The organism is Marinobacter sp., from assembly GCF_033722735.1.
In the GTDB taxonomy this organism is placed as follows: domain Bacteria; phylum Pseudomonadota; class Gammaproteobacteria; order Pseudomonadales; family Oleiphilaceae; genus Marinobacter.
The window spans coordinates 124,032-145,952 of record NZ_JAWVYN010000006.1 but is presented as its reverse complement, the minus strand read 5'-3'; the positions used below and the strand labels follow the sequence as shown (position 1 = coordinate 145,952).

Below are 21,921 nucleotides of genomic sequence, written 5' to 3'. Positions count from 1 at the left end.
GCAAGCGACTCACGCTGGCGAATGACAATGCTTCAATTCCGGCGATCAGGAATTGGAAATGGAGTTAATACATGCAGCCCAAGGACATCGTTGCGCAGTTCATTGCCGATATCCAGGCCCAACGCTTTGAAGAGGCAAGAGCCTCGCTGGCTACCGAGGGGTTTGAGTATGTGGGGCCGAACATGCGCTTCCTCAGTCCGGATGACATGCTCTCCTACCAGTTCGGCATGGCTGCCATTCAGAAAGACCTCATCGTCCGTCAACTCAGTGCCGACGGGGAACACGTTTTCGCGATTCTGGATTACCGGACCAACTTTGAGCCCATCGGGGATGTCCGGCTGGCCATCTGGTTTCGTGTCCGGCGCGATAGGATCCAGACGGTGGAAACCTTCTATAACGCCGCCGTAGTGGAAAACATGCTGGGGGGTATCCTGCCCTCGGCTGGCTGAAGCTGACAGGATATGGAGACTGGTCTTGCGTTACCCCGTTCCCGGCCGTGCAGGTCAGCAGCGAGGCCTGCTTGAAGCCCCCTCAAAGTACGCCTAGGCTGAAGCTATCCGGTTGCCTGGTGTGCCTCGTGGAAGGATCGGCGTTGCACCTCCTCGACGAACGTCATGGGGGCGTTACCGGCCCCCTCCTTGAGCGGCATACCACTCCGTTACGCTGACGCCGTTGCCATGCGCTCGACAACGACCTTTAGAGAACCTGGAGAGCCCTGCACCGGACCCCGATGAAGAAGCACCGAGCGACCTGAAACGCAGGCCCTGCCCTGGCGAACCCAGGGTTCTAAGCGGACGAATGGAGCCTGGGCGCCTAGCGGGCTTGGTTGGGTCCTCTAGTCAGGACAGATAGAAGCGAAGCCAAGTTTGCCAGTGGGAGCAGTGTTGAATGAACAAGCACAAGGAATCCAGAGTACCTGGTGAACGGCAGTTTGAATCCTTACTCTGGGGGTCCCGTGTATTGGTGATGCTTGCCGTCATTCCCAGCATCTTGGGGGCGACCGTGCTGTTTCTGGTCGGCACCATCGACATCATTAAATTAACCGCGGACACGTTTGTCTATTACCTCGCCGGCGGCACCGAAGACATACACGACACCGTGGTGCCCATCATCGTCACAGCCGTGGATATCTACCTTGTCGCCGTGGTGCTTTTGATATTTGGTGCCGGAGTCTACCGGCTATTTGTGTCCCCCATCGACAAGGCGGAAGATCACGCGACGAGCCATCCATTCAATGTTCAAACCTTCGATGAACTCAAGGACAAGATCGCTCGGGTAGTCATCCTGGCCGTGATCATCGAATTCTTCCGGGCGGTGGTCGATATCCGGTTTCAGACACCACTCGATGCGATCTATTTGGCGATGTCGGTACTGGCACTGGCTGCAAGTCTTTATCTGATGCGTCGTATGCACCCATCGGAGGAACACTGACGCAATAAACCTGTACAGAGGTCTGTATGGCGTTGATTCTGTTTCTTGCCGGGTTGGCGTTCTTGATTGTCGGGGCGGAGCTGCTGGTGCGGGGGGCCTCCCGCCTGGCGGCCCTGTTTGGTATCTCGCCCATTGTGATTGGTCTCACCATCGTGGCCTTCGGCACCAGTGCGCCGGAACTGGTGGTCAGCGTGAAATCCGCCTTGGCGGACCAACCGGGCATTGCTTTGGGCAATGTGGTTGGCAGCAACATTTTCAATGTGCTGTTCATACTTGGCTTGACCGCGCTGATCGTACCGCTGACGGTGTCCCAACGCCTGATCCGCCTGGATGTGCCGCTGATGATCGCGCTCTCTGTCGTCGTTTTGCTTTTTTCACTGGATGGGCAACTGGGACTCCTGGAAAGCGGGCTGCTGGTTCTGGCGCTAGCGAGCTACGTCGGTTTCACGATCTACCAGAGTCGGCGTGAAAGTGCCGCGGTGAATGAAGAATACAGCAGCGAGTTCGGGCGGGAAGGCATAGGCCCCTGGCCGCTCAACGCCGCATTCGTGGTTGGCGGACTGGCGTTGTTAATCGTCGGGGCTGGCTGGTTGGTAGATGGCGCGGTTCGAATCGGCCAGTACCTTGGTGTCAGCGAACTGGTGATCGGATTGACCGTGGTGGCGGCCGGCACGTCGATGCCGGAGGTGGTGACCTCGGTCGTTGCCGCCATCCGGGGTGAGCGCGATATTGCTGTGGGTAACGTCGTGGGCAGTAACCTATTTAACATTATGGGTGTGCTGGGCGTGACTGGCCTGGTCGCGCCCCAAGGCATTGCGGTTTCCAGTGCCGCCCTGAGTTTTGATATCCCGGTGATGATCGCCGTCGCCATTGCCTGTCTGCCCATCCTCTTTACCGGCGGCGTCATCAGCCGCCAGGAAGGCCTGCTACTGCTGGGCTATTACGTCGCCTATACGTTGTACCTGGTGATGGCGGCCACCCACCACGCCGCGCTGGCGCCGTTCAGCAGTGTGATGCTGTTCTTCGTGATTCCGTTGACGGGTATTACCATCCTGGTCATCACGCTACAGGAACACCGCCGTAATGCCCGTCAGTTCAAGCGTTAAAAAGCCAGGGCGTGCTTCTGCCCTGCACGGGCTTTACCAGCAACACCTGCAACATCAACAGCCCCTAGCAAGCCCGAACCTGCTCCGCCCCTGCGATTCGCGTGCTCAGGTGGGAGGCCCGGCGCAGCAGGAAATCCTTCAGTTGGATGGGGTAGTCATCTGCCACTGCGTTCTGAACCGACGGCCTGCGGGCCAGTTCCCCACGCCAGGCCTGCACGGAAGGGCTCCCCTCAAATGGATTGAACGGCAGGTAGGAATCCAGGGTATCGAAATAGCGGAAGATGGGACCATAAGCCGCATCGACCAGGCTGAATCGTTCGCCATTGAACCACGGTCCCTGAACCTCGGGCTCCAGTCGCTTCAGCTTACCGTGAATCACTTCCACGCCATCGTTGAATGTCGCCTCGGTGCCGGCGTTGTATAGCCGGGCAATGTCGCCGAGCAGTTGGGAACCAAACTCGATCCAGGCCCGGTGCCGAGCTTTGCCCAGGGGCTCGGATGGATGCAGGGAACCGGGTGTCACCTCATCCAGGAACTCACAGATCACCGCCGACTCGAACACCGTGGATTTGCCGTCGACCTGAAGCACTGGCACCTTCCCCAGCGGCGACAGTTGTAGGAACCACTGCGGTTTGTTGCTGAGATCCACATACCGGCGCTGGTGGGCTATGTTCTTTTCGGCCAGCGTAATCAAGGACCGCTGGACATAGGGACACAGGTGATGGCTGATCAGGAGCAGTTCATCGTGATGCATGGCTTATCCTCCAAAAAGAAACTCGACGGCCACAACCTTAGCGCTTGACCTGGCATGCCAGAACCGCAATAACTGCAAACGCTGTTTTGAGGTTTGGCGAACGACCGGCAAACCGAACTGTTGGAAGGAGTCCCAGTACAATGGAATTGCCCGAACTGAACTGGAGTGACCTGAAGTATTTCCTGGCAGTAGCCCGTTTCGGCTCACTGGCCCGGGCGGCTGAGCGGCTAAAGGTGACGCACTCCACCGTGTTCCGGCGAATCAACGCCCTGGAGTCGTCAGTGGGAATCAAGCTGTTCGCCCGGCTACCGGAAGGTTACCGACTGACCGATACCGGACTGGAAGTCCTCGCCTATGTGGAGCGGGTGTCCGATCGCATCGACGACCTGCAACGCCTGCTGGACAACCGCAATGACAGGCTCAGTGGCGTGATCAATGTGACCGCCCCGCACAACCTTGCCTATCGTTACCTGCCGCCGCTGCTGAAGGAATTCCAGGCCACATACCCCGATATTCATATCAACCTGCTGGTGGGTAACGAGGACCTCAACCTGTCCCGTCGCGAGGCGGACATAGCCATCCGCGCCACCCCGACACCCCCGGACTACCTGGTGGGTCACAAACTGGTGTCGCTCGCCTGGGGGGCCTATGCCGCCCCGACTTACCTGGACCAGCACGGTCGCCCCGATACCCTGGCGGACCTGGAGGGGCACCGGATCATTTCCTCCCGACTCGACCTGTTGCGGCTGCCCGCCTTCGACTGGGTAGAACGGAACATAGCGCCAAGCCAGATCGTCGCCCGCGGCAGCGACCTGCCCGCCCTTTCCGCCCTCGCCGTGGCGGGCGTCGGCATCGCCCCGCTGCCCGACGACCAGGCCAAGGCGGAACTGCAACGATTGTTTACCTTTGATCCCGGCCAACACAGCGATATCTGGCTACTGACCCACCCAGACCTGAGGGAGAACCGCCCGCTGCAGACACTCAAGGGGTTCCTGACGGAGCGGTTACAGGCCGACCTCCTGGCTGTGGCCGTGCCCTGAACCACTCTTTGCGCCCCGTCACCGATCAAGGGCCGGCACGATGGAGCTACACCGGCGCGATCACCACCTTTGCTCCGGTTTCACGCACAATCCCGCAAGCGATGTGTCGTCAGAGTGCCCCTCAACCTTTTCGCCGACGATTGCTGCCTGACAATCGCCTGGGTGCTGGGCAGGTATTACGCAAACGGTCCGCTCCCCTTATCACCACCAACCTCCTGGAGATCGGTGGATGGTGGCGTATTCACAAAATATAGTCCGTGGTCAGGAAGCCCGAATGCCGGTTCCTGATGATGTCACTGATCAGGTCCTTGTTTTGGGTATCCGAGCTGGAGGCCACCGTGGTGCGGATGGAAAACACCCGCAGGGCATCGGAGACCGACAGGGTACCCTCGGCCGAATCCTTGCGCCCGTTGAACGGCAGGATATCGGGACCGCGCTGGCATTGGGTGTTCAGGTTGATCCGCCCCACCTGGTTGGCGAACACATCCACCAGTCTGGCCAGTGTTTCGGGCTGGGTACCGAACAGGCTGAGTTGCTGCCCAAACTGGGACGCCTGCACATAACTCACCACCTCGTCGAGGTCCCGGTAAGGCACCACGGGTATCACCGGACCAAATTGCTCTTCATGATACACCCTCATGGTGGGCCCAACCGGATAGAGCACGGCTGGGTGGAAGTAGGTGCCGCACACGGTGCCGCCCCCTTCGTTGACGATGTAAGCGCCCCTGGCCAGGGCATCGTCAACCAGGCCCTTGAGGTAATCGGTCTTGCCCGGCTCCGGCAGCGGTGTCAGCGATACGTCCGGCTCCCAGGGCATGCCCGGTACCAGTTGGGCAATGGCCAGGGAAAGCCGGTCCACGAAGGTATCGACAATGCTTTCGTGCACAAACAGCAGTTTCAGGGCGGTACACCGCTGCCCGTTGAACGACAGGGCTCCGGTTACACATTCCCGGATGGTTCGGTCCAGGTCGGCGTCCGGCAGGACGATGGCGGGGTTCTTGGCGTCCAGGCCCAATACCGCCTTTAGCCGATGGGGCTTGGGATGCATCTTCTTCAGTGCCGCCGCCCCCTTATGAGTGCCGATAAAGGCGAACATATCCACCTTTCCGCTCTGCATCAAAGGCCCGACCGTGTCCTTGCCCCGTCCAAAAATGACGTTGATCACGCCGGCCGGGAAACACCGCTGGAATGCCGCCAGCAAGGGGCCAATGAGCAGCACGCCATATTTCGCCGGCTTGAACACCACGGTATTGCCCATGATCAGGGCCGGGATCAGCGTGGTAAACGTCTCGTTCAACGGGTAGTTGTAAGGCCCCATGCACAGGGCCACCCCTACCGGCAGGCGGCGGGTCTGTGCCACCACCCCCATCACCATCTGGAGGCGCGTGGCTTCCCGATCCAGGGTCTTGAGCTCATGGATGGTGTCCACGATGTAGTCGCAGGTCCGGTCGAACTCCTTGCACGCATCCTTGCGGGTCTTGCCGATTTCCCACATCAGCAGGTCCACGACAGCCTCACGCTGGGTTCGCATCTCGGCCAGGAATGACTCGACATGATCGATCCGCTCGGACACCGACAGACTTGGCCAGTAGCCACTTCCCTGGCCATAGGCCTCCACGGCGGCATCCAGCGCTCCCAGAGCCGCGGAGGCGTCCATCAGGGGCGTCTTGCCGATGGCCAGGGGCCGTGGCCCGTTGTTGCCCTCCCCGCTCCCCTCGTTACGAAGGCAAACCGGGCTGACCACTTCGACGTAGGCGCCGCCCCAGTCCCGGAGTTCTCCGGCAACCAGATACTGCTGCTGAATGATTTCGTTTCCCGGCCGAAACCGTTCCGGTACATCCTTGAGCGTGGGAAACAGTTCGTCCAGTCGTGCATTCATGTTCAAGCTGCTTTCCATGTTCGGGGCGTTTTCCATATCTGGGGTGTTTTTCATCTTCGGGGTGCTTTCCTTGACCGAGGTTCTTTCTTCCATTTAACAGCCTCCATTTAACCGGGTGTGCAAGGTTCTGCATTGCGGGTCACGGTGGAGTCCACCAATGCCTGGGCAATACCGGCAAACTCCTCCGCCTGCAACGACGCCCCGCCGACCAGCCCACCATCGACATCCGCGGACTGGAACAATTCGGCGGCATTGCCGGCCTTGATGCTGCCGCCATACACAAGGCGGACATCCTGGCTGGCACTCTCATCATGGGAGGCGAGAAACCGACGAATCCCCCCGTGGGTTTCGGAGACTTGCCCGGCGGCGGCCGTGCACCCGGTCCCAATGGCCCATACCGGCTCATAGGCGATAACGCCCCGAGCCAGGTTGGCAATGCCAACGGCGCTGATCACCGCCTCCAGTTGCTGTTCGATAACCTCCTGGGTGAGACCGGCTTCCCGCTGCTCCAGGGATTCCCCGACACAAAGCACCGGAATCATGCCCGCCGCCAGGACTGCTCGGAACTTGTCGGCGGTGTCGTCTGCGCTCTCGTAGTACAGGGAACGGCGCTCGGAATGTCCGACCAACACAAGGCGGCACCCCATCTCATGCAACATGGATGTACTCACCTCACCGGTGAAGGCACCCGAAGTATGGCTACTGGCGTTCTGTGCCCCAAGATACATTCCCGTGTAACTCAGCAGGTCCCGCACCTGGAACAGATAGGGCGATGGCGGGCAAACCGCCACATCAATAGCGGGGCGTAGTGGTCGCAGTTTGGGCAGCAGGCGGGTGAGCAGGGCCTGATTGGCCTCAATGCTGCCGTTCATTTTCCAGTTGGCAATCAACAGGGGTTTTCTTTTGGTGTCGTTCATTTTCTATCTCCAATCGCCGGGCATTGGTCAACGCCGTTGCCGGCATCAGGTATCGGGGAATCACGTATCGAGCGCGCAGCGAATGGCACTGACCCCGGGATAGAAAGCATGGGCGCCAAGGTCCTGCTCGATACGCAACAGGCGGTTGTACTTGGCGACCCGGTCGGAGCGGCATAGCGAGCCGGTCTTGATCTGGCCTGCGCGGGTGGCCACCGCCAGATCAGCAATGAAGGTGTCTTCGGTTTCGCCGCTGCGATGGGAAATGACCGCGGTATAGCCGGCATCCTGAGCCATGCCGATGGCGTCCAGGGTTTCCGACAGGGTGCCGATCTGGTTGAGTTTGATCAGTACCGAATTGGCGACCTCCTGACTAATGCCCGAGGAAATCAACTCGGTGTTGGTCACAAACAGGTCATCGCCAACCAGTTGGACGCGGTCTCCCAATTTCCTGGTCAGCAGTTGCCAGCCATCCCAGTCACTTTCATCCATACCATCCTCGATGGAGGCAATGGGGTACTGCATGGCCAGTGACAGCAGGTAATCGGCAAACCCGGCGGAGTCGTAGCTCTGCCCCGCACCAGTTAGGTGGTAGGCGCCATCCCGGTAGAACTCTGACGCGGCGCAGTCGAGGGCCAGCACAATGTCAGTGCCAGGGCGGTAACCGGCTTTCACCACCGCCTCAAGGATCAGCTCGAGGGCTTCCTCACTGGACCCCAGATTGGGAGCGAATCCGCCCTCGTCACCAATCGCGGTGGACAGGCCTCGCTTTTGCAGCAGGGATTTCAGGGCCTGGAAGGTTTCCGCCCCCATGCGCAGCGCCTCGCCATAACTCGGGGCCCCCACTGGCTGGATCATGAATTCCTGCAGGTCGACGGTGTTGTCCGCATGGGCGCCACCGTTGATGATGTTCATCATCGGAACCGGCAGTACACAAGGCCCGGGGCCACCGTAGAGTTCGGCCAGGTAACGGTACAGAGGCTGTTCGCGAAATTTCGATGCGGCATCGGCCACCGCCAGGGAAACGGCCAGGATCGCGTTGGCGCCAAACGCGGATTTGTTGTCAGTGCCATCCAGGTCACGCATCAGGCGGTCGATGCCGCCCTGATCGAACGATTCCTTGCCCTGCATAGCCGGCGCAATGTGGTGATTGACCGCCTCAACAGCCCCCAGCACCCCTTTTCCGTTATAGCGGGCCTGATCCCCATCCCGCTTTTCCAGCGCCTCACGGGAACCCGTGGACGCACCGGATGGTGCCCGCCCGTGCCCAACAAGGCCGTTGTTCAATTCAACGTCCACCTCCACTGTGGGAAAACCGCGGGAGTCCAGGATTTCCCGGGCAATGATTGTTTTGATACATGCCATAACACAACCTACCTAACTGCGATTTTTGTTGTTTACGAATGCGATAGCGCCATATCGAACAGCCACCACTATATTAATATTCGTTTGCGAACATTTACAAGCGAAAAAGAACACAAAATCCAGATGAATTTGTTATATAGAAAATCACCCAGATGAGTTTTGGTTGCAGCGGCCTAGACCCGGAACTTGCCGATCAGGCTTTCAATGTCTCCCATGGACGCCTTCAATTGATCGCCTGTGGCCACCAGCCGCTCGATCTCCTGAAGGCTTTCCGAAGAGGATGCACTGATCTCATTGACGTGCTGCGATACTGAGCGGCTGACGTCTTCCTGTTCGTCCATACCCGAGCGGATGTGTTCCGCGCCGTCATGAATCCGTGCAACCGCCTCACGAATTTTCTCGACACCGCCCGACGCATCGTTGATCAAGGTCTTCACCGATTCCAACCGCTCAAAACTGTCTTCCATGGAGGTGACCGCCTCGCCGGCCTCCCCCTGCAACCGGGTCACCAGCTCGCGGATGGTATCGGTGCTCTGGGTGGTCTTGTGCGCCAGTTGCCGCACCTCATCGGCGACGACTGCAAAGCCCCGGCCAAACTCCCCGGCACGCGCCGACTCGATGGCGGCATTCAGGGCCAGCAGGTTGGTCTGGTTGGCGATTTCATCGATCGCCTCGGTGATCTTGCCGATGTCGTAGGATGCGGTTTCCAGGCGCTTGAGCTGATCGGAGGTTTGCCGTACCTGGCTTTCCAGCTCGTTGACGCATTGCATGTTGGCCTCGGCGGTGGACTTGCTGTCGTCCACCTGGACATTCACCGCCGCCACCAGCTCGTGGGTGTCCCTGACCGCGCCCGCAACATTGTGGGCCGAGGCCTCCATTTCGGTCATCGCGGTGGCAATGGAGCTCAACTCGTCGGACTGGCCCCGGATCCGCTCACTGAGACCGTGGGAGAACTCGGCGTTGCTGGTGGCAATGCCGGCAATCTCACCGCCTGCCTTTTGCAGGCTTCCCAGCACCGTGCGCATGGCCTCCGCCAACTGGTTGACCGAACCGCGCAGGGCAATGAATTCCCCTTTTGCGGCAAAGTTGAGGGAGCCGCTGTAGTCGCCGGATGCCATGGCGGAAAGGTGACTCACCGTGGCCCTTAGCGGCACACTGATCAGCCGGCCGAGCCAAACCGAGATCACCAGCGCCAACACCAGCACCAGCGGCAGCAGGTAATACACCAGACGCTCGGAGAACTGCGCCGTGCTGTCCAAACGGTCCACGGTCTCAATCGCCGCTCGCTCAGCCGCCGCGACCATCGCTGCGATGCGTTCGTCCAGTGTTGCCAGCAGGGATTCCGCCTCGGTCACCGCCTGGGTGACCGCCAACACGTTCTGGCGGTAATCGTAGTACCGACTGACCATCCCTTCGTCGCTGTTCACCGAATAGAAGAACTCTTCGGCCATCGGCGCCAGGCCTTCCAGGCGGGGCACCTCATCGATGATGGCGGCAATGTCCTGCTCAACGGTCACGGTGTTGAACCGGAGATTCTCCACCACGGCCTTGAGTCGCTCGGGATCTTCCGTGCTCACCAACTGCATGATCAGCAGTTCCATGTTAGACAGATTTCCCATCACCGTATTGAGCAGGTTCTTGATGTAGATATCCGACCCGGCGGGCGCGGCGGCCTCCCGGATCAGCAGCTGTTTCATTTCCGCAGCTTTGGCCAGGAAATCCGACAGGCCGGTGTTGACCGCCTCCGCAACGCTGATCACCTCCGACTGGTACTGGTTCAACTGGCTGACCTGGTCTTTCAGGCGGGCCAACTGATCGGTAAATCCAACGGCGGCCTCGTCGAACCCCGCAAGCAGCTGGTTGTCACTCGCCTCTTCGACCAATGTGCTGACCTGGGCGTCCATCTGCGACATCAACTCGTCGACTTCGGCAAACCGGGAAGCCAGTTCGTCATTGTCCGATACCACGGAGAGCGATATCACCGCTGTTCCCGCGTTGCCGGTCATGGCCTCAACCGACTGCACGGTACGCTGAAAAGGAAAAATGTCATCCTTGACGTGGGCCGTTCCCTCGGACATCGACTTCATCATGACACCGTTGAATACGCCCCACCCCGCGATGATGAGGCACAACAGGCCGAAGCCGAGATAAAGCCGATGGATGATCGAGATATTTTGCATACCGCCCTCTTGCAACCGCACATCAGGAAGAACCGATGCTTTAAGGCTAGTACAGATTGATTTGTATAAAAAAAGGGCCGGTAGGGTGTTCCACGGAACCCCTGAACTGCGTTCGGGGGTAGGAAGAGCAGCCGGCCCTAACCCATCGTTTCATCGGTGCTTGCCTAGCGGCCTGGCAAAAGCCAGACCGCCAGGCGATCAGGGTTGGTTCAGGGAATTACGCTTCTCGTGCGTTTTCCCAACTTTTCAGGAGTTCATCGTAAGGCACGGTTCGGCCCTGGGGCTTCTCATTCTCAAGCTTGGCCTTGGGGGCACCCGGCTGGTCCAACCAGTACTGCGGGTCACGGGGTTCGTTCAACTGGGGACCACAGTTCGGCATCACGTTGGCGCGCTCCAGGCGCATCATCACCCGGTCCTGGGCTTCCGCCAGGCCGTCCAGTGCTTCCTGGGGAGTCGCTTCACCGCTTGCAGCCTGGGCGATGTACTGCCACCACAGCTGGGCCAGCTTGGGATAATCCGGAACATTGGTGCCGGTCGGGCTCCACTGGACACGGGCCGGGCTGCGGTAGAACTCAACCAGACCGCCCAGCTTGGGCGCCGCTTCGGTCATTGCATCGGAGTAGATGTCAGACTCGCGAATCGGTGTCAGGCCAATCAGGGTCTTTTCCAGGGAGACGGTCTTGGACACGGTGAACTGGGCATACAGCCACGCCGCAAGACGACGGTCTTGTGGGGTGGAATCGAGGAAGGTCCAGGAACCCACGTCCTGATAACCCAGCTTCATGCCCTCTTCCCAGTAAGGCCCACGGGGAGACGGCGCCATGCGCCACTTGGGCGTGCCGTCCTCATTAACCACGGGCAGCCCATCCTTGACCATGCTGGAGGTAAATGCGGTATACCAGAAGATCTGTTGCGCCACCTGGCCCTGGGCCGGTACCGGACCCGCCTCGGAGAAGGTCATGCCTTGGGCTTCGGGCGGCGCGTACTGGCGCAGCCAGTCAACGTACTTGGAGGTGGCGTAGACAGCAGCCGGACCATTGGTCGCACCACCGCGGGACACACTGGCACCCACTGGACGGCAATCTTCCACCCGGATACCCCACTCGTCCACCGGTAAGCCATTGGGCAGCCCCGTGTCGCCAGCACCGGCCATGGAGAACCAGGCGTCGGTGAAGCGCCAGCCCAGGGACGGATCCTTCTTACCGTAGTCCATGTGGCCGTAAACACGCTGGCCATCGATTTCCTGGACATGCTCGGAGAAGAACTCGGCAATGTCTTCATAGGCCGACCAGTTCACCGGTACCCCGAGATCGTAGCCGTAGATTTCGCGGAATTGATTCTGCAGATCCTCACGTTCGAACCAGTCCGCCCGGAACCAGTACAGGTTGGCGAACTGCTGGTCCGGCAACTGGTACAGCTTGCCGTCCGGGCCGGTGGTGAAATCGAGTCCGATAAAATCGTCCAGGTCCAGGGTCGGTGAAGTCAGTTCCCGGCCATCGCCATTCATCATGTCTTCGACAGCCACCACCTTGCCGTAGCGGAAGTGGGTGCCGATCAGGTCGGAGTCGTTGACGTAGGCGTCGTAGATGTTCCGGCCCGACTGCATCTGGGTCTGCAACTTCTCAATGACGTCCCCTTCCTGGATCAGGGTGTGATTGACCTTGATGCCGGTAATCTCGGTAAAGGCTTTTGCAAGCACATTGGATTCGTACTCGTGGGTGGCTATGGTCTCCGAAACCACGTTGATCTCCATGCCCCGAAAGCGCTCGGCTGCCTGGGTAAACCAGGCCAGTTCTTCAAGCTGTTCTTCCTGGCTCAGGGTGGAATTCCTGAAAGACTGTTCAACCCACCGTTTGGCGGCGTCGGAATACTGATCCGCGCTCACCTGAAGGCTGACCCCCATCGCCGTGGCGCCGACAGCGGCACTTAGGAGCAGGGCTTTCGGATAGTTATTGTTTTTGAACATATCCAACCTCGTTCGTCTTGCTTTGGGTTTGAGCGAAACTTTGTCTCGCCTTTCGTTAGCGTCGCTTGGCCGCTAAATTCCAAACCGGAACAGATCGAATGATCGATTCCGATCATTTCAGTCAAAATAGTTCGATTGCGAACCCATTACAATCTTTTTTTGCTGATCCGTTGCACGCCTCCGTTCCTGACGGGTTCGCCAAGCCATCCCGGCAACACCCCCGAAGGGGTGCCCATGCCGGGTTACTTTTCGTCAGCCCCAACGCAGCAGAACCAACAGCCAGATCACTGAGATCGTCAGCGCTATCCACAGGCTGACATCACTCACGGCCAGGAAGGCCAGATGGATGTAGGCTGCCGACAGCAGGCCGATAAACAGCCGGTCGCCCCTGGTGGTGGCAATCGGGAGGAACCCCTTTCGCTCGGTACAGGGAGAGACAATTTCGAACACGGTCATGACCACGAGAATTGCGGCAATCACCGCAAAGAATATGGCAACCGATGGTGTCCAGTTCATCCACTCAATCATCGCAATTCTCCTTACACTCGGCCCAGGGCAAAGCCTCTGGCGACATGGTTCCTGACGAACCAGATAACCAGGACGCCCGGAATGATGGTCAGTACGCCGGCGGCTGACAGCACGCCCCAGTCAATACCACTCGCCCCCACGGTTCGCGTCATGATGGCCGCGATGGGTTGCGCGTCCACTGACGTCAGCGTTCTTGCCAGCAGCAACTCGACCCAGGAGAACATGAAGGCAAAGAAGGCCGAGACACCGATACCCGAGCGAATCATCGGCAGAAATATCTTCACGAAGAACTTTGGAAAGCTGTAGCCATCAATATAGGCCATTTCGTCGTATTCCCGGGGCACACCGGACATAAAGCCCTCCAGGATCCAGACCGCCAACGGTACGTTGAACAGGCAGTGGGCCAGAGCCACGGCGATGTGGGTGTCGAACAGGCCGATGGATGAGTACAGCTGGAAGAACGGCAACAGGAAGACCGCCGGGGGCGCCATACGGTTACTCAGCAGCCAGAAGAACAGGTGCTTGTCGCCAAGGAACTTGTACCGGCTGAACGCATAGGCCGCTGGCAGTGCCACCGAGAGCGTGATCACCACGTTGATGGAAACGTAGATCATCGAGTTGATGTACCCGGAGTACCAGCTTGAATCGGTGAAGATCACCGCGTAGTTGGCCAGGGTAAAGTTCTCCGGCCACAGGGTCAGGCCACCGAGGATTTCCTCGTTGGTCTTGAACGACATGTTGAGCAGCCAGTAGATCGGCGTCAGGAGCAACACGATAAAAACCGTGATTCCGACCCCTTTGGAGCGTGTCATTTTCATCACTCTCTCCTTATTTTTGTTTGTCGAGGTGCGTTATGGCGGTAAAGAACAGCCAGGACACGAGCAGTACGATCAGGAAGTAGACCAGCGAGAACGCAGCCGCCCGACCTATGTCAAACTGGCCGATGGCCATGGTGGTCAACGTCTGGCTCAGGAAGGTTGTGGAACTGCCCGGGCCACCACCGGTAAGTACGAAGGGCTCGGTGTAGATCATGAAGCTGTCCATGAAACGCAACAGCACCGCGATCACCAACACGCTTCTTAGCCGTGGCAGCTGGATGTAGCGGAACACCGCCCACTTGGATGCCCGGTCGATCTCCGCAGCCTGGTAAAACGCCTCGGGAATCGCCCGCAGGCCGGAGTAACACAGCAGGGCCACCAGCGGCGTCCAGTGCCACACGTCCATCAGCAGTACCGTTAGCCAGGCATCCACCGTGTCTCCGGTGTAGTTATAGTCGAGTCCAAGTTCGTTCAGGCCCCAACCAAAAAGCCCGATGTCGCCCCGGCCGAAGATCTGCCAGATGGTGCCCACCACGTTCCAGGGAATCAGCAGGGGAATCGCCAGCAGGATCAGGCACAGCGAAGCCTTGATACCGGACTTCGGCATCATCAGGGCAACACCGATGCCCAGGGGAATCTGGATCAAAAGCACCGCTCCCGAGAACAGGAACTGTCTGATCAGCGAGTCGTGGAGCCGCTCGTCGCTCAGGACACTCTCAAACCACTCGGTGCCCACGTAGTAGGCATTGCCGGGGCCAAAGATGTCCTGCACCGAGTAGTTCACCACGGTCATCAACGGAATCAGCGCCGAGAAGGCCACCAGGATAAAAACCGGCAGAACAAGCCACCAGGCGCGATTGTTAGGGATCTTGTCCATTACTCCTGCTCCTCTACCAGAAATTCATCCACATACAGTTTCAGCCACTGCCCGGGGAAACTGAGATGAACGTCGCTGCCAACCTGTGCCTCATGGTCTTCGGTGAGGCGCACCTTGAGCTTTTGAGTACCCAATTGAACTGTCATGATCTTGTAGGTCCCCAGGTCCTCCAGATCCAGCACCTGAGCCTCAAAGGTATCGTCGGAGGCCATGCCCGAGGCCTGGATAAACTCCGGGCGGATACCAATCTTGATATTGGTGGATGGCGAACGCTTGAGGACCTCCACCTGCCAGGGGGCCATGGGCACCTGTATATCGTCGAAGCAGACGCCCCCCTGGCAACGGGTCACCTCGATCAGATTCATGCCGGGGCTGCCGATGAAGAACCCGACAAAGGTGTGGTTGGGCTGTTCGAACAGCTCCGTGGGCGTGCCGAACTGGACGATCTGGCCGCCATACATCACCGCGATCTTGTCAGCAAAGGTGGACGCCTCGAGCTGGTCATGGGTCACATAGACCATGGTGATGTCGAACTGCTCGTGGATCTGCTTCAGCTTGCGGCGCAGCTTCCACTTGAGTTGCGGGTCGATGACCGTCAATGGCTCGTCGAACAGGATGGCGGAGACGTCGTCCCGAACCAGGCCACGGCCCATGGATACCTTTTGCTTCTCATCGGCGGTGAGGTTCTTGGCCTTCTTGTTCAACTGATCCTCGATCTCGAGGATCTCGGCAATCTCATGCACCCTGGCACGGATCTGGGACGCGGGTACCCCTGTGTTCTTCAATGGGAATGCCAGGTTCTGGTATACAGTCATGGAGTCGTAGATCACCGGGAACTGGAACACCTGGGCGATGTTGCGGTCCCGGGGAGACAGTTCGTTGACCCGCTTGCCGTCAAACAGCACGTCCCCTTCCGAGGGCTGGACCAGCCCGGAAATGATGTTCAGCATGGTGCTCTTGCCACAGCCAGACGGTCCGAGCAGGGCGTACGCCCCCCCCTTCTGCCACACGTGATCGAGGTGGCGAATGGCATAATCATCCGGTCCGGACGGAACCTCACTGTAGCTGTGCGCCAACGATTTCAGGTGAATTTCAGCCATCAGGCATGCCCTCCTTTCGCACGGGTCGGGGTGTGCACCAACGTTTCGTTACAGTCAAACACGAACAGTTTGTTGATGGGCAGGTAGACCTTGATGGGGGAACCGGTGTGGTACTGGTGCACCCCCATCAACTGCAACACCATCTCGAAATACCGGTTGCGTACGTGCATGAAAGTTTCTGAGCCGCTGATCTCGCTAAGCTCCACATCCATGGACATTTCCAGGTCGTCCCCATTGGTGGGAACCAGGCCGATGTGGCTGGGCCTGATGCCAAACCAGTAGTCACCGGGCGACAGCTTCGCCAGCTCGTCGGTCAGCGCATGGTGGGAATATTCGTCGAACGTGACTTCCGTCTCCGTCACCCGGCCCTTGATCATGTTCATCGGGGGTTCGCTGAACAACTGGGCGGCCAGGGTGTTAACGGGCGTCCGGTAGACATCGGTCACCGGGCCCGACTGGACAATCCGGCCCTCATGGAGCAGCGTGGTGGAGCCACCCAAGGCCAGGGCCTCATTCGCTTCCGTGGTGGCGTAGACGGCAATGCACTGGCGCTGCCGGAACAGTTCCCGCAGCTCGGCACGCAGTTCTTCACGCAGCTTGTAATCGAGGTTGACCAGGGGTTCATCGAACAGGATGAGAGTGGCGTCCTTGACCAGCGCCCGGGCCATGGCCGTCCTTTGCTGCTGCCCTCCTGACAATTCCAGGGGATAGCGTTTCAGCAGTGGATCAATGCGCAGCATGGCCGCGGTTTCCCTGACTCGCCGGTCGATCTCGTCATTCTTCATTTTCGCCAGCCGCAGGGGCGATGCGATGTTCTCGTAGACGGTCAGGTTCGGGTAGTTGATGAACTGCTGGTAGATCATTGAGACATTGCGTTGCTGCACGCTCTGCCCGGTCACATCATCGCCGTTGTAGAGAATGCGGCCGGTGGAGGGCTTGTCGAGCCCGGCCATCAATCTCATCAGGGAAGTCTTTCCGGCTAGTGTGCGCCCGAGTAGAACGTTGAACGAACCCGCCTCAAACGTGATGTTCGCATCTCGGATATAGTCAACACCATCCACGACACGGGAGACATTCTCCAGGATTAAGGACATAGGTTTACCTTTTTGTTCTTGTGGAAACGGTTTCCGTCGAACCAGTCGACCTGGCCGGCAGAAATTCGATTTCGAATATATAAAGGCAATGCACGTACCAACCTTTCTTTAAAAACTTATCTAAACCTTATCTTATTGTTTATAAACGATTTAATAAAACTGAAGTTTTCTCAAAAGAACACCATTATGTTCGTTATCAAACTTTTTGTTCATTATGAACATTGACCTGAACACCGGTTGAGCACATTATTGAACACTGTTATGAACGGCCCTGAGGGGTCGAACACCTCCCCGTTGACGCTTTGGTGCCCATAAAAGGCCTCTGGCGCCGATAAGAGAACAAAACGAAACAGGAGGGAAAGCATGAGACGCCAGGACCAATACTCCGAATATCGCAGCGTCATTGCCGACTCATGGAGCCGGTGCATTGCCTATGGACTGGATCACGACCATCAACCAGACACCGTCTCACTCAATGAGGCTGAGCTGGCGGCACTGGAAGACAGCCACAAAGAGTTGCTGAGCACCACGGAAACCGAGGTTCTGCCCTACTACAACAACATTATGTCCAACAGCCGTTGCCTGATTCTGTTGGCTGACTGCCAGGCCAGGGTATTGCGCAGCTGGGGCGACAAACGTATTACCGAGACCCACCTGAAACCCTATTTCGAGGTGGGAAGTAACTGGCAGGAGCGTAACAGCGGCACCAACGCCATCGGCACTGCGATCGCTATCGGCGCATCGATCCAGGTTCAGCGCAACGAGCACTTCCTCAAACTCAATCGCAGCATCATTGGCTCGGCCGCCCCCATTTTTGATACCGACAAGGCCCTGGTGGGCGTACTCAGCGTTTGCAGCGATGCCTACCTGCCCCAGGCCCATACCCTTGGCATGGTACGGCTGCTGTCCCAATCGGTGGAAAACCGTCTGCTTATCCGGCGACTCGGTGGTCAGTTCTTCATCCTTACGCTCAACACGACAGCGGATAATATCGACAGTCCGTGGTCAGGGCTGATGGTTATCGACAAGACAGGACAGGTGGTGGCCTCCAACCAGCGCGCCGATCAGCTGCTGGGCGAAACCATCACCGGGCGCAATGTTGACCAGCTGTTCATTGAAAGCCGTAACCGTGTACTTAACCAGCCAGAAAACAGCCCCATCCAGCTGACCACTTCCAGGAAAGTCCGGTTCTCTGGCCTGCTGAAGCGCCCGGTTGCAAACCATACAGAAGTGCCTGGAGCCAGCCCGGCGAAGCGGGCACCAAAAGCAAAGCCCAAAAAGCGGGAGGCCGCTGCCGGCCCACTGTCCCTCGAGGATATCGAGCATGGAGAACCCGCGGTTCGGCGCTGCGCCAACCATGCCATGAAGGTATTGGACCGGGATGTCCCTATCCTGATTACCGGAGAAACAGGGGTGGGCAAGGAGGTTCTGGTCAAGGCGCTGCACGGCGCCAGCCGGCGTCACGACCAGCCCCTGGTGTCGGTCAACTGCGCGGCCATTCCCCCGGAGCTGGTCGAGTCCGAACTATTCGGTTACGAGCCCGGCGCGTTCACCGGTGCGAGATCACAGGGCTCCCTGGGGCTGGTCAGGAAAGCACACAAGGGGATTCTGTTCCTGGATGAGATTGGCGAGATGCCACTTTCGGCGCAGTCGCGCCTGCTTCGGGTGCTGCAGGAGCGGGAAGTCACGCCGGTGGGGTCCACCGAGCGTATCCCGGTGGACATTCTGCTGGTTTCCGCCACCAACCGCCCGCTGGCCGCCAAGATTGAACAGGGGGACTTCCGAGCGGACCTGTACTACCGGATAAACGGTCTTTGCGTGGAACTGCCGCCCCTGCGTAACCGCAAGGACAGGAAGGCACTTATTCAAAGGGTTTACCGGGAATACCGGGACGACACCCAGCCCGCGGAGCTGGCTCCCCAGGTCATGTCGGCCCTTGAGAACCACTCCTGGCCGGGCAACATTCGCCAGTTAGTCAATGTCGTGCGGGTGGCTGTTGCCATCGCCGATGGTGAGGAAGTGCAACTCTGGCACCTGCCTCAGGAATTCCTGGCCGAGTATGAACAGGGCGCGGAAAGGCGCGACAGACCAGAGCCTGGTGTCACGCCCCTCCCGGACTCTCCCCATACCGACGCCCCCGTTACCGACTCATCACGGGCCACCGATGCGGATCAATCCGATACGATGTCCCAGACCCTGGTGGTCTATCAGCAGTGCATGGGCAACATTTCCCGCGCCGCCAGGCAACTGTCGATCAGCCGTAACACCCTGTATAAGCGGCTAAGGGATCTCGGGGTGCGCTGAGCGAAGCATCGACTACAGTTTCTGAATCGCCTGGATCCACCCGTCATAAAGCTTGTCTCGCTGGGGTTTGGTCATCTGCGGTTCAAACTTGCGATCACACCGCCACAATTTGGCCAGGTCCTCCAACGAGGCGTACACGCCCGCCTGCAGGCCGGCCAGATAGGCTGCGCCCAATGCCGTGGTTTCGACCAGCGATGGCCGGTCTACCCGGGCGCCGAGCACATCCGCCAGGAACTGCAGTACCCAGTTGTTAGCCACCATGCCCCCATCCACACGTAAGGTGGTGGGTCGCAAGCCGTCCTTCTCCATGGCCTTTTGCAGATCCTTGGTCTGGTAACAAACGGATTGCAGCCCCGCGGTAACGATTTCCTTGATACCGGTGTCCCGGGTCAGCCCAAAGATGGCGCCGCGAGCATTGGGGTCCCAATAAGGTGCCCCCAATCCGGTGAACGCAGGCACCAGGTAAACGCCATGGTCCATCGGGGTACCCTCCGCCAGGGGTTCGGTTTCACTGGCGGCCCGAATCAGTTGCAAGCCATCCCGCAACCACTGGATGGCCGCGCCTGCAATGAAGATACTGCCTTCCAGCGCATAGATGGGAACGCCATTCAGGCGATAGGCCACCGTCGTCAGCAAGCGGTGTTCCGATTCAAGCGCCTGGGTACCGGTATTGAGTATAAGGAAGCAACCGGTACCGTAGGTACTCTTGGCCATACCGGTCTCGAAACAGGTCTGGCCAAACAGGGCCGCCTGCTGATCCCCCGCCATGCCCAGCACTGACGCGCCGGTCAGGGCACCGCGGTCCACAATTCGGCCGAAGTCCGCCGCGGAGTCCATCACTTCCGGTAACAGGGATTCCGGTATCTCGAACAGTGCCAGCAACTCGTTATCCCATTGCTGGTCGTGAATATTGAACAACATGGTACGACTGGCATTGGTGGCGTCGGTCCGATGCACCTTGCCACCAGTCAGGCGCCACAACAGGAAGCTGTCTATGGTGCCGAAGGCCAGTTCGCCATTCTCGGCTCGCCGCCGGGCGCCGGGCACATTTTCCAACACCCAGCGGATTTTCGTTGCCGAAAAATAGGGGTCTATCAGCAAACCGGTTTTGCCGTTTACCCAAGTCTCATGATGCTCTTGTTTCAGGGACTCACAGTAGGACGCGGTGCGGCGATCCTGCCAGACGATCGCCGGATACACCGGCTCTCCCGTATTGCGGTCCCACAGGACCGTAGTTTCCCGCTGGTTGGTAATGCCTACGGCCACCACCTCATCCGAGTCGGAGCACCCGGATGCCATCACCTGGTCACAGGTTTCGCATACCGAGCGCCAGATATCCTCGGGATCATGCTCCACCCAGCCATCATCGGGAAAATGCTGGGGAAACTCCTTTTGGCTGGTGGCGTGGATATTGCCATCCAGGGTGAACAGGATGGCACGAGAGCTGGTGGTCCCCTGGTCGATTGAGAGAATATATTGAGTCATAGCAAAACACGGCCTCTTCCGTTCTTATTTTTTCGTATTTTTACCTTTCTGAACATAAAAGCCAACTTTTTTGGCCTGTTTCGATCGATTCAGCGAGCCCTGAATCCCGTAACATGCTGCACAAACAGCACAAACCCTCTAAAATGTGGGTAGATTTTATTCAGGCTATAATCGTTCGTTACTGAAAAAAGATTCACCGGAGGGCAGTTGAATGGCACAGCTACGTCGGCAGGACCAGATCATGGAGCTGATCCAGCAGAACGGCTTCGTTACCACCGAGCAACTTGTTGATCAGTTTAAGGTCACCCCACAGACCATACGCCGGGACCTGAACGAGCTGGCCCGCCAGAAGAAACTTCGCCGTCACCACGGTGGTGCCGGTATCGACTCCAGCACCGTGAACACGGCCTACCAGGCCCGCAAGATCATGGACCTGGAAGCCAAGGAACGCATCGCTGAAGCCCTGGTGAAGATGATCCCCGACAATGCCTCCATGTTCATTAACATTGGTACCACCACCGAAACCATCGCCAAGGCGCTGCTGGAAAAGAACAACCTGCAGGTGGTCACCAACAACCTGCATGTCGCCTCCATTCTCTCCGCCAAGGAAGACTTCCACGTGATCATTGCCGGCGGTGAAGTGCGTAACCGGGATGGCGGCATCGTTGGCGAGGCCACACGGGATTTTATCAACCAGTTCAAGATGGACTTTGGCATCATCGGCATCAGCGGCATCCATAGCGATGGTTCCCTGCTCGACTTTGACTACCGTGAAGTCCGCGTCGCCCAGGCCATCATCGAGAACTCCAGCCAGGTTCTGCTGGCAGCGGACCACAGCAAGTTTGGCCGCAATGCCATGGTGCGCCTGGGCAGCATCACGCAGGCGGACCACGTATTCACCGACGAAACCCCTCCCGCCGAGATCCGGCACCTGCTGCGGGATCACAACGTGGAACTGCACATCGTCTGAGGCTCCCTCCCCTAACCCGCCCCCGGCTTTCAACTCAGGAGCAGGCCTATCCAGTCCGATCTGCAGTCGCAGCTGCGGTTCTCTCTCTTCGCCCTGCCCTGTTCGTTTAT

The 21,921-nt window shown here is 58.6% G+C and carries 18 protein-coding genes; 6 read left to right on the top strand and 12 right to left on the bottom strand.

The window, feature by feature from the left end:
• Positions 1 to 71: 71 nt before the first annotated feature.
• From R3175_RS06740 to R3175_RS06730, 3 genes are all read left to right on the top strand, one after another.
• The gene (locus tag R3175_RS06740; protein ID WP_318943106.1) at positions 72 to 449 is read left to right on the top strand and encodes a nuclear transport factor 2 family protein; all 378 of its coding nucleotides are present in this window, start codon (positions 72 to 74) and stop codon (positions 447 to 449) included.
• Between the two features lie 439 nt (positions 450 to 888).
• A complete protein-coding gene (locus R3175_RS06735; RefSeq protein ID WP_318943105.1) occupies positions 889 to 1,431 on the top strand; it encodes a YqhA family protein in 543 nt (180 codons plus the stop codon).
• 26 nt (positions 1,432 to 1,457) lie between these two features.
• A complete protein-coding gene (locus R3175_RS06730) occupies positions 1,458 to 2,537 on the top strand; it encodes a calcium/sodium antiporter (protein WP_318943104.1) in 1,080 nt (359 codons plus the stop codon).
• Positions 2,538 to 2,601: 64 nt separating this feature from the next.
• On the opposite strand, the gene R3175_RS06725 is transcribed toward R3175_RS06730, so the two are convergent.
• Positions 2,602 to 3,291, bottom strand: a complete 690-nt coding sequence (locus R3175_RS06725) for a glutathione S-transferase family protein (protein WP_318943103.1) — start codon at positions 3,289 to 3,291, stop codon at positions 2,602 to 2,604.
• A 140-nt stretch (positions 3,292 to 3,431) separates the two neighbouring features.
• Here R3175_RS06725 and R3175_RS06720 point away from each other — a divergent pair, with 140 nt between their 5' ends.
• Complete coding sequence (locus R3175_RS06720) at positions 3,432 to 4,331, top strand: LysR family transcriptional regulator (RefSeq protein WP_318943102.1); 900 nt, start codon at positions 3,432 to 3,434, stop codon at positions 4,329 to 4,331.
• A 241-nt stretch (positions 4,332 to 4,572) separates the two neighbouring features.
• Here R3175_RS06720 and R3175_RS06715 read toward each other — a convergent pair whose 3' ends face one another.
• The 10 genes from R3175_RS06715 to R3175_RS06670 all read right to left on the bottom strand — a co-directional run bounded on the left by R3175_RS06715 (position 4,573) and on the right by R3175_RS06670 (position 17,052).
• Positions 4,573 to 6,228, bottom strand: coding sequence for an NADP-dependent glyceraldehyde-3-phosphate dehydrogenase (locus R3175_RS06715; protein WP_413231740.1), 1,656 nt, complete (start codon positions 6,226 to 6,228; stop codon positions 4,573 to 4,575).
• Between the two features lie 89 nt (positions 6,229 to 6,317).
• A complete protein-coding gene (gene tpiA, locus R3175_RS06710) occupies positions 6,318 to 7,127 on the bottom strand; it encodes a triose-phosphate isomerase (protein ID WP_318943101.1) in 810 nt (269 codons plus the stop codon).
• Between the two features lie 60 nt (positions 7,128 to 7,187).
• Positions 7,188 to 8,489, bottom strand: a complete 1,302-nt coding sequence (gene eno, locus R3175_RS06705; RefSeq protein ID WP_318943100.1) for a phosphopyruvate hydratase — start codon at positions 8,487 to 8,489, stop codon at positions 7,188 to 7,190.
• Between the two features lie 173 nt (positions 8,490 to 8,662).
• The gene (locus R3175_RS06700) at positions 8,663 to 10,669 is read right to left on the bottom strand and encodes a methyl-accepting chemotaxis protein (RefSeq protein ID WP_318943099.1); all 2,007 of its coding nucleotides are present in this window, start codon (positions 10,667 to 10,669) and stop codon (positions 8,663 to 8,665) included.
• Positions 10,670 to 10,886: 217 nt separating this feature from the next.
• Entirely contained in the window at positions 10,887 to 12,635 is a 1,749-nt protein-coding gene (locus R3175_RS06695; protein WP_318943098.1) for an ABC transporter substrate-binding protein, read from the bottom strand.
• 252 nt (positions 12,636 to 12,887) lie between these two features.
• On the bottom strand, positions 12,888 to 13,163 hold the full coding sequence (locus R3175_RS06690; protein ID WP_318943097.1) for a DUF2160 domain-containing protein: 276 nt from the start codon (positions 13,161 to 13,163) through the stop codon (positions 12,888 to 12,890).
• 11 nt (positions 13,164 to 13,174) lie between these two features.
• Positions 13,175 to 13,975: a carbohydrate ABC transporter permease gene (locus R3175_RS06685; RefSeq protein WP_318943131.1), complete on the bottom strand. Its 801-nt coding sequence runs from the start codon at positions 13,973 to 13,975 to the stop codon at positions 13,175 to 13,177.
• A gap of 16 nt (positions 13,976 to 13,991) precedes the next feature.
• Positions 13,992 to 14,858: a sugar ABC transporter permease gene (locus R3175_RS06680; RefSeq protein WP_318943096.1), complete on the bottom strand. Its 867-nt coding sequence runs from the start codon at positions 14,856 to 14,858 to the stop codon at positions 13,992 to 13,994.
• Positions 14,858 to 15,958 (bottom strand): ABC transporter ATP-binding protein, encoded by a 1,101-nt coding sequence (locus R3175_RS06675; RefSeq protein WP_318943095.1) that lies wholly within the window; start codon positions 15,956 to 15,958, stop codon positions 14,858 to 14,860. Before R3175_RS06675 ends, R3175_RS06680 begins: the two co-directional genes overlap by 1 nt.
• Positions 15,958 to 17,052 carry an ABC transporter ATP-binding protein gene (locus R3175_RS06670; RefSeq protein WP_318943094.1) on the bottom strand — a complete coding sequence of 365 codons (1,095 nt, stop codon included), beginning with the start codon at positions 17,050 to 17,052 and terminating at the stop codon, positions 15,958 to 15,960. The genes R3175_RS06675 and R3175_RS06670 overlap by 1 nt, the downstream gene beginning before the upstream one ends.
• Positions 17,053 to 17,415: 363 nt before the next feature.
• On the opposite strand from R3175_RS06670, the gene R3175_RS06665 reads away from it, so the two are divergent.
• Positions 17,416 to 19,356 carry a sigma-54-dependent Fis family transcriptional regulator gene (locus R3175_RS06665; protein WP_318943093.1) on the top strand — a complete coding sequence of 647 codons (1,941 nt, stop codon included), beginning with the start codon at positions 17,416 to 17,418 and terminating at the stop codon, positions 19,354 to 19,356.
• A gap of 12 nt (positions 19,357 to 19,368) precedes the next feature.
• On the opposite strand, the gene glpK is transcribed toward R3175_RS06665, so the two are convergent.
• Positions 19,369 to 20,841 (bottom strand): glycerol kinase GlpK, encoded by a 1,473-nt coding sequence (glpK, locus tag R3175_RS06660; protein WP_318943092.1) that lies wholly within the window; start codon positions 20,839 to 20,841, stop codon positions 19,369 to 19,371.
• Positions 20,842 to 21,052: 211 nt separating this feature from the next.
• Here glpK and R3175_RS06655 point away from each other — a divergent pair, with 211 nt between their 5' ends.
• Positions 21,053 to 21,811, top strand: a complete 759-nt coding sequence (locus R3175_RS06655; RefSeq protein ID WP_318943091.1) for a DeoR/GlpR family transcriptional regulator — start codon at positions 21,053 to 21,055, stop codon at positions 21,809 to 21,811.
• Positions 21,812 to 21,921 lie beyond the last annotated feature (110 nt).